We start from the raw sequence: 12,850 nt of genomic DNA, 5'->3' as shown, positions 1-12,850 counted from the left end.
CCTCCCGCGCTCCCGAATCGTATCGCTGATTAATGTATCGTCAAATAACGGCACACTCAATGGTGTTAAAATAATCGGCGTGCGAGCGGTGATAGTCGGATCCGGGATCGTCGGCCTGTCAACGGCATTCGAGCTGCTGCGCGGCGGGCACCATGTCGTGTTAGTAAGCGCGGAGCCCATCGACTCGACGACATCGTTTCTCGCCGCCGCGGTATGGTTTCCCACCGCAGCCGGGCCGATCGATCGGGTGGCTGCTTGGAGCGTCGAAACGTTCACCCATCTGGAACGACTCGCGCACGCCGGTACACCTGGTGCGCGCATGTGCGAGTCGCTCGCCGTATATCGCGACGAACCAGCGACGCCGTCCTGGTCCGAGGCCGTCCAAGCGTTCCGGCTGGCGCGACCGGACGAACTACCGCCGAACTACCGATTCGGGTTCCGATTCGCCGTTCCGCTGCTCGAGATGCCGATCTTCCTGCCGTGGTTGGCTGCTCAGGTTCGCCAGGCGGGCGCGTACTGGGTTCGGCGGACGATCCGGAGTCTGGACGAGCTCGACGATCTGGCGCCCGATGTGATCGTGAACTGTGCGGGTCTGCGTGCCGGCCCGCTGGCCGACGACGCCGAGGTCTACCCGATCCGCGGCCAGATCGTGCGCATCACCAATCCGGGCATCTCGGTCTCGGTGCGTGACGAAGCGCATCCCCTCGGGCGCGCCTATGTCCATCCCCGCACCCACGACTGCATCCTCGGTGGCTCACTGGAGACCGGAGCATGGGATCGCACCCCCGATCCGCGACTGACACAGTCGATCCTGCGTCGATGCCGAGATCTCGTACCGCAGCTGATGGGTGCCGAGGTCATCGAAACACTTGTCGGACTGCGCCCGGGGCGCGCCGAAGTCCGCCTGGAGATCGCCCAGGCCGACGCGTCATCGGTGCCAGTGATCCACAACTACGGCCACGGTGGCTCCGGCATAACTATCGCCCACGGTTGCGCCCGCGAGGTGTCGGCGCTCATCGATACGCTGTGAGCAGAGCCGGATCCGGACGGCTCATCGACGCAACTGGGCCAGCTGATCGGCACCACGCCCGAATGCACTGTGAGCTAGCGAACACCACGACTGTGGCGGATCGGGTGAACCAAATGCTTGCGGTCGCTCGTGGTACGGGGACGAGATGCGTTGTGCACCTTGTCGAAGAACGACGAAGGGTTCCAAAGATGAGTTCAGCCAAACGTTTTCAGCGTGTCACCGTGCCGGTCGCGGCTGCCGCTGTCATGCTCGCCGGCCTGCTCAGCGCCTGTGGCGGCGAGAAGGGTGCCGAGGCGGTGGCGCGGACGTCGACCGCCGCGGCAGCGGTACCCGCCGCGGCACAGGCGCCCGCGGTGGCGAAAACGCAAGGCTGGCTGAAGATCTACGACGGCACGGCTGCGACCGGGACCACTAATGCGGTGCAGCTCAAAGTGACCAGCAATCCTGCTGTCGGACAGTATGTTTCGGACGGATCGGGCCGATCGCTGTACCGGTTCGACAAAGATACGGCGGCACCGTCGGTATCCAACTGCGCCGGGCAGTGCGCCGTGACCTGGCCGCCGCTGACCGTGACCCGCGATCAAGTGCTCTATGCCGCGGGGGTCGATCCCCAACTCGTCGGATTCATCGAACGTGCCGACGGCACATGCCAAATCACCATCGGCGGTTGGCCTGTGTACTACTTCTCGAAAGACATCAAGCCGGGTGATCTGCTCGGCCAGGGTGTCGGCGGAACGTGGTTCGCGGTGGCTCCGAATGGCGGCAAGACGCTGAGCAAGTGATCACAACGGCCCCGGCGCGGAACCCGGGGCCGTTCGGGTCGCAATTCGCTGCCGGAGCTCCGAGTACATCATTGGCTGCCCTGACCGGTGGGGTGGCTGAATTGACGCCACTCCCGGTCCAAACGGATGTGTCGGCGGTGGTTCAGCGCCCATGTGGTGGCCCAGACGACCGCTGCTACACCGCAACCGATTTCGAGTAGAACGGCGACACCCACACCGATGCCGTGCACGGCGGCGGCACTGGATTGTTCGGGAGGGGCGGTCGGTTTGCCGTCCGGGCCCAGCCAGACAGAAGCGGGCTGGCCGGGTTCGGCGGCATCGGGGACGCCGACGGTCGCGGTGCCGGACTTGCCGTCGTGGATCCAGGACACCTGCGCCTCGAAGTGGTCGCGGACCGTTGCGTTGCGGTCCGCTATGGGTGCGGTGACCCGGGCGGGGGTGCCGATAATGGTCCCTGTCACAACGACTTTCGTCGCATTCTCAGTGTGGATTCGTGCGGATGCCGAGCTATAGGCCGCGGTACCGGCCGCCGCCGCGGTCGGCACGGCGATCAGCAGCATCAGGACGGCCAGAATGCGGACGAACCCCTCCACCCGATCAGAGACCCGCATCAGCGGACTGGGATTCCAGGGCTGCATCCGCCAGCTCCGCACCGGCCACATCGGCGGCTCCGACACCTTCATCACCTCCTACGACGAAGCCACGGTCCGCTCCAGACCGCGACTCCTACCCGGGGCATTCCCCCGACTCGCCGGTTGATGCATCGGCGGAACCCGGAATATGGACAAACCCCGCTGGGCCGCATCCAAGCGGGATTCATCGACTCGTAGCTATTGAATCGACGGACGCGGATGCCCGGTTATGCCTCGTCGGCTGCCCGACCAACCGAGCGCCGCCCCGACGGCGACCATGCCGACGCCGAGGGCGAAGTGCAGCCAGTTGTCGGCGGTGTTCACCGGGACGAAGTTCGCATCGCTGTGCTGGTCGATGACCAGCCCGTACAACCACAGCACCAAGTAGATAAGACCGCCGCCGAGCAGGAACGCCCGGGATGCGAGCACTGTGCGCGATGCCAGCAGGCCGGCTACGCCGAATACCAGGTGGACGATGTTGTGCAGGATCGAGACGTTGAACAGCCCGAGAAGTTGGGCGTCGGAGCTGTGTCCGGCCCATTCCATGCTGTCGTAATTCGTGGTGACGCCCGGAATGAAGCCGAGCACGCCGACCACCAGGAACACCGCACCGACCGCCGCCGCCGCGATGCGCAGCGGCGTCCAATGCGCGGAGGTTTGCGCGTGATGCGCGGCCATGGTGACTGCCTCTCCCGAACCAGGCGTCCGGACGGGCGCCCGCTTCGTGCGACTTGATTTCAGCGACTGCCGGTGGCGGCAGTCACCTGCGTCATACCCACGCGCCGCGTGGACAAACGGACAAACCCGCAGGTCCAGCACTCAGGAGCGCCGATGCAGCCAGATGAGGCAGAAGGTGTGTCCGACTGGATCGGCATAGACACGGAACTGCTCGTCGTCATTGGCCTGCACCAACCGCGCGCCGAGCGCGAGCGCCTTCGGCTCGGCCTCCGCGATATCGTCCACCAGCACGTCGAAATGTATCTGCTGGGATGCTTCCGGATCCGGGAAGCGCGGTGGTCGATATTGCGGCGCGTATTGGAAGGCCAAGCGCCTGCCGCCGGGTTCTTCGATGACAACCCACGTGTCATCCGAGGTGTAGGTCGGTTCGGCGCCGAGCAGGCGGGCGTAGAATTCGGCGAGCTTGGGCGGATCCGGGCAATCCAACACGACTGTGCGCAGACTCCCGACCTTGCCTTCCGTCATCGTTCGACCTCCTATTTGTCGCGGCAATGCTCATCGCGTACCCGCGCGGGGACACTCGAACCCGCCTGCCATGGCAAGGGCGCAATCTGCATTAGGGTCGAGGCCCGTCGGGAGGTTGCAATTGTCGAAACGCATAGTGCTGCTCGTGGTTCTGCTGGCCGGCGTCGCCGCGTGCACCAGCACATCGAAGTCCGATCTACCCCTGCCGTACCACGGCGACGCCGACCAAGTCGTCACCGTGGTCACCGAGCACGCCGCTGCCACCACCGCGACGTTGACTGCGTGGCAACGTATTTCAGGCGGCTGGCGCGCCGAGATCGGTCCGCTCCTGGCCTATGTCGGGCGCGACGGCATCGGCCGAGCCAGCGAGGATTCGGCGCACACTCCCGCTGGGGTGTGGACGCTGAGCGAGGCGTTCGGGATCGCGCCGAACGACGGGACCCGGCTGCCTTATCGCCAGGTCGGCACGCAGGACTGGTGGGTCTCCGATAGCAGCTCGCCGAATTACAACCGCTATGCGCAATGTGCCACTGGCACTTGTGAATTCAATGAAAACGCGAGCGAGAACCTCGGCCGGGCGGGAGCGGCGTACGAACACGCCGTCGTGATCGACTACAACCGTCAGCCCGTCGTCGCGGGCGCGGGTTCGGCGTTCTTCCTCCATGTCGAGACCGGAGGCCCGACCGCCGGATGCGTGTCGATCCCGGCTGCCGACCTCAGCGCCGTTATGCGATGGCTGGATCCGAGCGCGCACCCGGTGATCAATATCGGCAGCAGGTGACTATCCGCAGATCGCCTCCACCGCGCCGGCGAGCAACGTCAATCCGCGATCCAATTCGTCCTGGCTGATCGTCAACGGCGGCATCAGCTTTACCACCTCGTCGACCGAACCGGAGGTCTCCACGAGCAGCCCGCGCTCGAAGGCGAGTTGGCACACCTTGCCCGCGCGTGAGGCTTCCTCGAACACGATGCCGTGCACCAGCCCGCGACCGCGCGTCGAGACACCGGGAGATGCCGCTGCGATGTCGGCGAGCACGCGTGCCGTGCGCTCCCCTTTGGCCACCGTCGAAATCTCCAGCGCACTATCTGACCAATAGTGCTCGAGCGCGACCCGCGCGGTGACGAATGCCGCATTGTTGCCGCGAAAGGTCCCGTTGTGCTCACCGGGCGCCCACTGATCGAGTTCGGGCTTGAAAAGCACCAGAGCCATGGGCAACCCGTAACCGCCGATGGATTTCGACAGCGTCACGATGTCGGGAGTGATGCCCGCGAACTCGAATGAGAAAAACCCGCCGGTCCGTCCGCAACCCATCTGCACATCGTCGACGATCAGCAGAATTCCGCGCGCCCTGCACAATTCGGCCAGCTGCCGCAGCCATTGCGAGCGGGCGACATTCACCCCGCCCTCGCCCTGCACCGTCTCCACGATCACCGCGGCGGGCTTGTCCACCCCCGAGGACGAATCGTCCAGGGCCCGCCGCATCCAGCGCAGATCGTCGGCCACATCGAGGAACCCGTCGTAGGGCATGGGCATCGTATGCGGCAGTGGTACACCGGCAGCCGCGCGTTTGGCGGCATTTCCGGTCACCGATAGGGCGCCGAGCGACATGCCGTGGAAGGCGTTGGTGAAGTTGAGAACGGTCTGACGTCCGGTGACCTTGCGAGCCAACTTCAGCGCGGCCTCGACCGCATTTGCGCCGGTCGGACCGGGAAACTGCACCTTGTAGTCGAGGCCGCGCGGCTCGAAGATCGTGTCCCGCAAGGCCTCCAGCAGCCGTCGCTTGGCGACGGTCGACATGTCGAGGCTATGTGTGATGCCATCGCCGACGATGTAGTCCAGCAGTGCCCGCTTCAGCACCGGATTGTTGTGGCCGTAGTTGAGTGCGCCCGCACCCGCGAAGAAGTCCAGGTAGTCCTTGCCGTTCTCATCACGCAACCAGGACCCGCTGCCGGTGTCGAAGACGGTCGGCCAGGCCCGGCAGTACCCGCGCACATTCGACTCGAGCGTCTCGAAAACGGTCAATGCGGTGCTGTTTCGAGCGACCTGCGAGCAGTCGCTAGCGGTGCTGTTTCGAGCGACCTGCGAGCAGTCGCTAGCGGTGTTGTTTCGAGCGACCTGCGAGCAGTCGCTAGCGGTGTTGTCTCGAGCGACCTGCGAGCAGTCGCTAGCGGCGACAGTCATCGACGATCCTTCCTGTCGTGCGCGAGCGCCCACGAGGCAAATCTGAAGTGACTGTGTTTCTAACATTGGTGCAGCAGGTTTGTCGCACTTTTCCAAAAATCGCGCGCTTACCTACCGCGCGTCCCCCGACGCACCGTAGAGTTAGCTTTTTGTGCGCGGCAGAGTGGAGGGCAACAGTTCGCAGCTCGCCGTAGCGCACCCACTCCGGACCGCGCGGCTGTACCTCTACCTCGTACGAGCCGGTTTCCGACGCCAATCCCAATACAAACTCGCGATGTTCGCGGGCCTGTTCACCAACTGCGTGTTCGGATTCGTGCGCGCGGCGGTGATGATGTCGGCGGTGCGCGCCTCCGGCGGCTTCGGTGGTTACGACGTCGGATCGATCGGCGCCTACGTCTGGCTGTCACAGGGACTGCTCGGTGCGACTCAATTCATGGGGCCACCACTGGAATTGGTGGATCGAGTCAAGAACGGCGATATCGCGATCGACTTCTTGCGTCCGGTCGATGTCCAGTTCAGTTATCTCGCCATGGATCTCGGCCGCGCGTCCTGCACGATCCTGCCGCGCGGGGTGCCGAGCGTACTGGTCGGCGTGCTTACTTTCGGGCTCCTCATGCCCGGCACGCCCGGACCCTACGTGCTGGGGCTGGTCAGCGTGGTACTGGCCGTCGCGTTGTCATTTCTATGCCTTTTCGCCGTCGGATTGATCGGATTCTGGGTAGTGGAAACCCGCGGCCTGCGAGTGCTATACCAGATCTGCGGCACGTTTCTGGCCGGGTTGTTCGTGCCGGTCCACATGTTCCCGGCATGGCTGCGCACCGTCGCGCAGGCCACTCCGTTCCCGTCGATCCTGCAGTCGCCGATCGACATCCTGTCGGGTCGGGTCATCGGGATGGACGCCGTGACGGTCGTTGCCGCACAAGTGTTCTGGGTACTCGCGGTCGGTGCGGTGGGCCGGGCACTATTGATGGCCGGACGCCGCAGGCTGGAGGTGCAGGGTGGTTGAGCCCCCGTATACGCCCGTACCGGCCGGTACCTGGTTCACCCCGTATGCGGCGGTGCTGCGGTCGCGGATGCGAGCCCAGCGCGCATATCGATTGTCCTTCGCCAGTGAGGTATTCAGCGCCTTCCTGATCGGCATCGTCGAATTCGCCGAGGTTTGGGTCATCTACCACAATGTCCAGGTGCTCGGCGGCCTCGATCTGGACGGCGCACTGCTGCTGTTCGGCCTGAGCAATTCCGCATTCGCACTGGCCCAAGTCCTGTTCGGCCACCTTGATTCACTGCCGACACTCATCCGGCTCGGCGTGCTCGACGCCTACCACCTGCGCCCCCAACCACTTCTGTTGCAGCTCATCACCAGCGACATCTCGCTGCGCCGATTCGCCCGCGCCTCGGTGGCGATCATCGTGCTCGGACTCGGTCTCGTTCGCAACGATCTCGACTGGGGTCCGCGAACTCTCGTACTGCTGGTGACCACCCTGCTCAGTGGCATCGCACTGTTCGGCGGAGTGTTCGTCTGCGCCGCCGGCGCGCAGTTCTATCTGATCGACGGTGCGGAATTGACCAACAGCTTCACCTACGGCGGCTCCTTCGCGGCCATGCAACCGGCTTCGGTGTTTCCGACGTCGCTGAGGCTGGTATTCGGCTTCGCCATTCCGGTCGCGTTCACGGCGTATCTACCGACCATCGCACTGCTACACCTACCCGGCCCGCCGCTGCTGCCGCCCTGGCTGGCCTGGTGCGCACCGCTGGCCGCGCTGTGGGTGTGGCTGCTTGCGTTTGGTTTGTGGCGACTAGGCACTCGGCACTATCAGGGAGGCGGCGGATAAGCGTGGCGGACAGCGAGTTATCGGACTCGATCATCGAGATCGAGAACCTGACAAGACAATTCATTCTGTACCGCAAGAACGGGCATCGCTGGCGACGCAGCCGCGAAACACTCACCGCGGTGGACCGGATGACATTTCGCATCGAACGCGGTTCGGCGGTGGGATATATCGGCGCGAACGGGGCGGGCAAGTCGACCACGATCAAAATGCTGACCGGCATCCTGGTCCCCACCTCGGGCACCGTGCGCACCTGCGGCCTGGACCCGGTGCGACGGCGTCGTGAACTCGCCGCCCGAATCGGTGTGGTGTTCGGGCAGCGCTCCCAGCTGTGGTGGGACCTACCACTGCGCGAATCGTTCTCGATTCTAGCAGCGATCCACCGCTTGGAATCCGATGTCGCGCAAAAACGTACCTACGAGTTGGTCGAACAACTGGAGATGGCCGAGACACTGGACACCCCGGTGCGCCAGCTCTCGCTCGGCCAGCGCATGCGGGCGGAGGTAGCCGCGGCACTGTTGCACTCTCCGGAATTGGTCATTCTCGACGAACCGACCATCGGCCTCGATGTGCTGTCGAAACAGCGACTACGCGAATTCCTGCGCGCCGAACGCACCGAGCGCGGCACCACCCTGTTGCTGACCACCCACGATATGGGTGATATCGAGCGGCTCTGTGATCGGGTGCTTGTCGTCGACCGCGGCACTCTGGTGTACGACGGTTCACTGACCGGTCTGGCGGTGCGGGTTGGCGCGCGGCGGGTGCTGGTCGTCGACCTGGCCGAACCGACCCGCGATCTCGACGATCTGCCGAGCGCCGAACTGTTGACCAGCGAGGGCGGGGGCATGCGACAGCGTTTGGCCTTCGATGCCGAATCCACCACCGCCGCACTGGTTCTGGCGGCGGTCGCCGATCGCGCCGAGGTGCGCGACCTGTCGATAGAGGAGCCGGACATCGAGGACGTGGTCCGGCGGATCTATGAATCCGCCTGGTGACCGACCCGCGGTCCGGCTCCGGATTCGGTTGACATTCAGTTGTTTTCGAGTGCGCGGGCGTCCTGGTCGAGTCGGAACGGCGGATATTCGTCACGCATCGGCGAGGCGTAGGCAACCCCGGATGGACCACCGGTGCAGGCCGAGCAGTAGGCGTAGAAGCCGACCCGCCAACGCCAGCGCATGACGCCGACCTTGAAGTCGAACAGTGCGCGCGGAAAGTTACCGATGATCAGAATCGCGAAGAATGCGACCACCGGGCCTCAGCCCGGCGCCTGCCCCTGGGCCGAGTACAGACTGACCTCCCCCTCCTCACCGAGGAAGGCGTTCACCAGCATGATCTGTCCGGCCTCCAACTCGTCCGGGTCCGGGGCGCTGGTGGTGATCGAGATCTGCGGAATCACCGCCCAGTTCACGACATAGCGTTCGGGCGGCCCGTCGTCGTCGGACAGGCGCGCGAGTCGGAACACCGACACCGTCTTGCGGAGGATGAGCGTGCGCACCACCTCGGCGATTCGCTCCGGATCTTCCAGCGCGAACATGAACCCGAACGTCAGCTCGGGCGAAGACACATAGGCGGGCACGAACACCGAGGCTAGTCGATCGAACGAGGTCTCGCTCGCACCTCGCCGGAAGTGGTTGCTGCTCATGCGCTCAGCGATTTCACGAAGGTAGGAAAGTCGGCGGTTATGTGACCGATCCGTAACGGATCATAACGATTTCCCGGCAGCTCATCTGTTTCTACACCATTCTATTGCGCCGATTCGACTATCGCGCTTTCCTGAAAAGGTCCCGATTATCTCGGGCCGTCTTCCTCATCGCATCGTCGCGGATTTCCCGGTTTCTTTGCCGTGTTGGTGGACTGTATGGAGGGCGATCCGAGTGCGGGGCTGCGCCGGAGCCGAGGGGTGCCCCTCCCCGAAATCCTCCTCGGCCCTGGCGCATCCAAAGACACACCCATCGCCACCGCAGGGGCGTGCATCATGCATACCGAATACGCAGCGGGTCGTATCGAAGCCGACGAGCTGCCATCGCCATCGGCGCTACTGCGCGCATTTCGCGATCCGCACGATCCGAATCGACACCGGCACCGTGTCCTGGCCGCTGGACGCGCACTGGTCGAATGTCATGAACGCAGGCGCAATGCCCTGCAGGCGGCACATGCGCCGGACACGCCGAGCGGCCGCGTAGCACAGTACCTACAGCTCGTCGATGACCTCGACGCACACCGAACCGAACTGGTCGGCCATATCGACAATTGGGTTGCCGGCAATGTGGAGCACCGTGCCGGCGCCTCGCTGCACACCGAGACCCTGGGTGCCGTTATCGATCGAATGGCGGCGAAATGGGTTGCGGCACAACATGCATTGGGCATTTCGGCACCCGTGGGGCCACCGCATCCACTGCAGCTGGACGATTACGCCCAACTGCAGTGGAGCCGATTGGCCGAACTGGCCGACGGGTACAAGGACCTGATCACCGATGTGATCGAGCACCGGCGCAGGCTGCCGGTGTGGTGATCACCGGGGCTTGTCCATCTCCGACTCGACCACTTCCGCCTCGACGAACGGCGCGCTCGGCTCGACCTCCGCGTCATAGGACACATCGGCCTCATCGACGAAATCGTTCGTATCCTGCGCCGCGGCATCCTTACGCGCGGCGTCCGCGGCCTCGTTCATCTCGATGGCGTCGGTGATCCACTCACCGATCTCCCGGGTGACCTCCGCGACGGTGCCGGTGATGATATTCGCAATATTTCCGACATGTCGCGCACCAGAGGAAGTCAATTCTTGAATTAGATCCTTGTTGCTTTCGAATTTCCCGATCATTCACACGCCCACTTCGGTTGTGTTCCGCTGTCGCATTACGATAACACCGGGCGTGGACTCCTTCCCGACCAAGAACGCCGGCAGTGCCAGCTTGAAAATCTTCAGCCACACCGATCCGACTTGCTCACCGAGCGAACCGGTGTTGTAGGGCAATCCATACTTCTCGCACAGATCCCGAACCTCCGGCGCGATCTGCGGATAGCGGTTCGCGGGCAGATCCGGGAACAGGTGGTGCTCGATCTGGTGCGACAAATTGCCGGACATGATGTGGAAGAGCCTGCTGCCGGTGATGTTGGCCGAGCCGAGCATCTGCCGGACATACCATTCACCACGGGTCTCCTCGGCGGTCTCCGCTTCGGTGAACGTCTGTACGCCCGTGGGGAAGTGGCCGCAGAAAATGATGGAGAAGGCCCAGAGATTGCGCACCAGATTCGCGGCGGTGTTTCCGGCGAGTGTGCTGACGAACAGCGGACCGGTCAGCGCTGGGAAGACGAGGTAGTCCTTGAGCACCTGCCGACCGGCCTTGCGCCACTGGCCCTTCACCAATCGCTTGATGTCCGACCAGCTCTTCTTGCCCCGGATGATGTTCTCCACCTCCAGGTCATGGCCCATCACACCCCACTCGAACAGCACCATCAGCGCGAAAGCGTAGAGCGGCTGGCCCAGTCGCAGCGGATTCCACTGCTGGGCTTCGTCCATGCGCAGGATGCCGTAGCCGATATCGCGATCCATGCCGTGGATATTGGTGAAGGTGTGGTGCATGTAGTTGTGCGAATGCTTCCACTGATCCGCCGGGCAGACCGTATCCCATTCGAACTCACGGGAATTCAGGCCGCGCTCACGCATCCAGTCGTACTGGCCGTGCATGACATTATGGCCGATCTCCATATTGTCCAGGATCTTCGACACACTCAGCGCGGCCACCGCGGCCAGCCAGAACGGCGGCAGGAAGCCGAGATACATCAGGCTGCGTCCGGCGATCTCGAAACCGCGCTGCGCCTTGATGATCGAGTAGATGTATTCGCGATCGGCGTCGCCGAGATCGGCGACGACCCGGGCACGCAGCTCGTCGAGGGCCCGGCCGAGTTCCTCGACCTGGTCCGGGCTCAGTACCAGCGGGCCGTCTTTCGTTTCGGTCAGAATTGTCATTGCTCAGTCCCCTTTGTCAGATATCGATGTCGACGTCGCCGACGGGCGCGTTGATGCAGAGCTGGATGGGCTGATCCGGGTCGCTGTCGGTTTCGCCGGTGCGCACATTGCGGGTGCAGCCGGAGCGGCGAACCGCGGTGCAGGAGAAGCAGATGCCCATCCGGCAGCCATATTCCGGTGTCAGCCCCGCGGCCTCGGCCTGCTCCAGCAGGACGGCACCGTTGTTCTCAGCGCTGCGGCCGCTGGCCGAGAAGTTGACCGTGCCGAAGGCCTCGTCGGCGTCGACGGGGGTGGCGGACAGGGTGAATTCCTCGGTATGCAGCCGCTCCTCCAACTGCTCGGCCTCGAAGATCTTGCGCACCGCGTCCATCAGGCCCGGTGGACCGCAGACGTAGGTCTCGCCGTCAGCGAACCAAGGTGCGACTCGTTCGAGTTGGTCGTAGTCGAAATGGCCTGAACCGTCACCGGGATAACGCAGTTCGATGCGGAAGTTCTTGTGCGCCTGCGCAATCGACTCCAGCTCGGCCCGATGCGGCACCGTCTCCGGTGATTTCGCATAGTGCAGGAAGGCGAGATCACCCGGATAGCCCTCATCTGCCAGCGTGCGCAGCATGGACAACACCGGGGTGATGCCGCTGCCGCCGCTGATCAACAGCACTCGTTCGGGACGCGGTTCAGGCAGTCGGAAGACACCAGCGGCCGGTTCCAGGCTGACCACCATGCCGGGTACGGCATTGCGGTAGAGATATTGCGATACCAGGCCGCCCGGATGCGCCTTGACCGTCAGTTGCAGGTGGCGGTCGCGCCGCCCCGCCGAATTTACCGGTGAATAGCATCTGGTGTGCCGGACGCCGTCGATCACGACGCCGATCTGTACATACTGCCCCGCGACGTGGCCGCGCCACTGCCGGGTGGGGCGCAGGGTCAGCGTCACCGAACCCGGAACCGAGCGGCGGACGTGGGTGATCTGCGCCCGCAACTCCCGAACCGTCAGCGTGGGGCGGACGAGTTCCAGGTAGCGGTCGAGCGGGTGCGGTGTGGTCAGGGTTTGCACCAAGTCGATGAGTCCCACCATGTGGTTGCCTCTGCTTTCGGGCTGCGACGTACTCCTGAACCCTCATCGGTGAAGAATTCAGTGCACGTCTGTACACTCAACTAGTGTGACCGATGGACCGGGTCCAGTGTCAACCAGGAACTGATGTGACCCGAACTACATCCTTGG

General features: G+C 64.0%; 15 protein-coding genes and 1 pseudogene. 7 read left to right on the top strand and 9 right to left on the bottom strand.

What is annotated here, in order from left to right; all coding sequences use genetic code 11:
* Positions 1-79 precede the first annotated feature (79 nt).
* The gene (locus AB0J47_RS00550) at positions 80-1,030 is read left to right on the top strand and encodes an FAD-dependent oxidoreductase (protein ID WP_364338868.1); all 951 of its coding nucleotides are present in this window, start codon (positions 80-82) and stop codon (positions 1,028-1,030) included.
* A gap of 188 nt (positions 1,031-1,218) precedes the next feature.
* On the top strand, positions 1,219-1,812 hold the full coding sequence (locus tag AB0J47_RS00545) for a hypothetical protein (protein WP_364338866.1): 594 nt from the start codon (positions 1,219-1,221) through the stop codon (positions 1,810-1,812).
* Positions 1,813-1,880: 68 nt separating this feature from the next.
* Here AB0J47_RS00545 and AB0J47_RS00540 read toward each other — a convergent pair whose 3' ends face one another.
* From AB0J47_RS00540 to AB0J47_RS00530, 3 genes are all read right to left on the bottom strand, one after another.
* Complete coding sequence (locus AB0J47_RS00540; protein WP_364338865.1) at positions 1,881-2,489, bottom strand: hypothetical protein; 609 nt, start codon at positions 2,487-2,489, stop codon at positions 1,881-1,883.
* Between the two features lie 153 nt (positions 2,490-2,642).
* Complete coding sequence (locus AB0J47_RS00535; RefSeq protein ID WP_364338864.1) at positions 2,643-3,122, bottom strand: DUF4383 domain-containing protein; 480 nt, start codon at positions 3,120-3,122, stop codon at positions 2,643-2,645.
* A 141-nt stretch (positions 3,123-3,263) separates the two neighbouring features.
* Positions 3,264-3,647 carry a VOC family protein gene (locus AB0J47_RS00530; protein ID WP_364338862.1) on the bottom strand — a complete coding sequence of 128 codons (384 nt, stop codon included), beginning with the start codon at positions 3,645-3,647 and terminating at the stop codon, positions 3,264-3,266.
* A 121-nt stretch (positions 3,648-3,768) separates the two neighbouring features.
* Between AB0J47_RS00530 and AB0J47_RS00525 the strand changes: the two genes are divergently transcribed.
* A complete protein-coding gene (locus AB0J47_RS00525; protein ID WP_364338860.1) occupies positions 3,769-4,428 on the top strand; it encodes a L,D-transpeptidase family protein in 660 nt (219 codons plus the stop codon).
* On the opposite strand, the gene ectB is transcribed toward AB0J47_RS00525, so the two are convergent.
* Complete coding sequence (gene ectB, locus AB0J47_RS00520; protein WP_364338857.1) at positions 4,429-5,670, bottom strand: diaminobutyrate--2-oxoglutarate transaminase; 1,242 nt, start codon at positions 5,668-5,670, stop codon at positions 4,429-4,431. It abuts the gene before it with no gap.
* Positions 5,671-5,980: 310 nt separating this feature from the next.
* On the opposite strand from ectB, the gene AB0J47_RS00515 reads away from it, so the two are divergent.
* The 3 genes from AB0J47_RS00515 to AB0J47_RS00505 are packed head-to-tail and all read left to right on the top strand — an operon-like array spanning position 5,981 to position 8,653.
* Complete coding sequence (locus AB0J47_RS00515) at positions 5,981-6,835, top strand: ABC-2 family transporter protein (RefSeq protein WP_364338855.1); 855 nt, start codon at positions 5,981-5,983, stop codon at positions 6,833-6,835.
* Positions 6,828-7,661, top strand: coding sequence for an ABC-2 family transporter protein (locus tag AB0J47_RS00510; RefSeq protein ID WP_364338853.1), 834 nt, complete (start codon positions 6,828-6,830; stop codon positions 7,659-7,661). Before AB0J47_RS00515 ends, AB0J47_RS00510 begins: the two co-directional genes overlap by 8 nt.
* Positions 7,662-7,663: 2 nt before the next feature.
* Positions 7,664-8,653, top strand: coding sequence for an ATP-binding cassette domain-containing protein (locus tag AB0J47_RS00505; RefSeq protein ID WP_364338850.1), 990 nt, complete (start codon positions 7,664-7,666; stop codon positions 8,651-8,653).
* 149 nt (positions 8,654-8,802) lie between these two features.
* On the opposite strand, the pseudogene AB0J47_RS00500 reads toward AB0J47_RS00505, so the two are convergent.
* Both AB0J47_RS00500 and AB0J47_RS00495 read right to left on the bottom strand, forming a co-directional pair.
* Positions 8,803-8,907, bottom strand: a pseudogene (locus AB0J47_RS00500) (DUF4389 domain-containing protein); the annotation flags it as partial.
* Positions 8,908-8,913: 6 nt separating this feature from the next.
* On the bottom strand, positions 8,914-9,300 hold the full coding sequence (locus AB0J47_RS00495) for a hypothetical protein (RefSeq protein ID WP_364338848.1): 387 nt from the start codon (positions 9,298-9,300) through the stop codon (positions 8,914-8,916).
* 333 nt (positions 9,301-9,633) lie between these two features.
* Here AB0J47_RS00495 and AB0J47_RS00490 point away from each other — a divergent pair, with 333 nt between their 5' ends.
* Complete coding sequence (locus tag AB0J47_RS00490; RefSeq protein ID WP_364338846.1) at positions 9,634-10,170, top strand: DUF4254 domain-containing protein; 537 nt, start codon at positions 9,634-9,636, stop codon at positions 10,168-10,170.
* Here AB0J47_RS00490 and AB0J47_RS00485 read toward each other — a convergent pair whose 3' ends face one another.
* From AB0J47_RS00485 to AB0J47_RS00475, 3 genes are read right to left on the bottom strand one after another with little or no spacing between them, the layout of a single operon-like run.
* On the bottom strand, positions 10,171-10,437 hold the full coding sequence (locus AB0J47_RS00485; protein WP_364338844.1) for a hypothetical protein: 267 nt from the start codon (positions 10,435-10,437) through the stop codon (positions 10,171-10,173).
* A gap of 42 nt (positions 10,438-10,479) precedes the next feature.
* The gene (locus AB0J47_RS00480) at positions 10,480-11,628 is read right to left on the bottom strand and encodes an acyl-CoA desaturase (protein WP_364338842.1); all 1,149 of its coding nucleotides are present in this window, start codon (positions 11,626-11,628) and stop codon (positions 10,480-10,482) included.
* Positions 11,629-11,644: 16 nt separating this feature from the next.
* Positions 11,645-12,703, bottom strand: a complete 1,059-nt coding sequence (locus AB0J47_RS00475; RefSeq protein ID WP_364338840.1) for an FAD-binding oxidoreductase — start codon at positions 12,701-12,703, stop codon at positions 11,645-11,647.
* Positions 12,704-12,850 lie beyond the last annotated feature (147 nt).

This window comes from Nocardia sp. NPDC049737 (assembly GCF_040674755.1).
Classification (GTDB): Bacteria; Actinomycetota; Actinomycetes; order Mycobacteriales; family Mycobacteriaceae; genus Nocardia.
Note: the sequence above shows the minus strand (reverse complement) of the source record. Positions and strands in the feature narration are given on the sequence as shown.

Coding starts and splice junctions, on each gene's coding strand:
- AB0J47_RS00535 (WP_364338864.1), bottom strand. CDS start 3,122: ATGGCCGCGCATCACGCGCAAACCTCCGCGCATTGGACGCCGCTGCGC.
- AB0J47_RS00480 (WP_364338842.1), bottom strand. CDS start 11,628: ATGACAATTCTGACCGAAACGAAAGACGGCCCGCTGGTACTGAGCCCG.
- AB0J47_RS00530 (WP_364338862.1), bottom strand. CDS start 3,647: ATGACGGAAGGCAAGGTCGGGAGTCTGCGCACAGTCGTGTTGGATTGC.
- AB0J47_RS00545 (WP_364338866.1), top strand. CDS start 1,219: ATGAGTTCAGCCAAACGTTTTCAGCGTGTCACCGTGCCGGTCGCGGCT.
- AB0J47_RS00495 (WP_364338848.1), bottom strand. CDS start 9,300: ATGAGCAGCAACCACTTCCGGCGAGGTGCGAGCGAGACCTCGTTCGAT.
- AB0J47_RS00475 (WP_364338840.1), bottom strand. CDS start 12,703: ATGGTGGGACTCATCGACTTGGTGCAAACCCTGACCACACCGCACCCG.
- AB0J47_RS00490 (WP_364338846.1), top strand. CDS start 9,634: ATGCATACCGAATACGCAGCGGGTCGTATCGAAGCCGACGAGCTGCCA.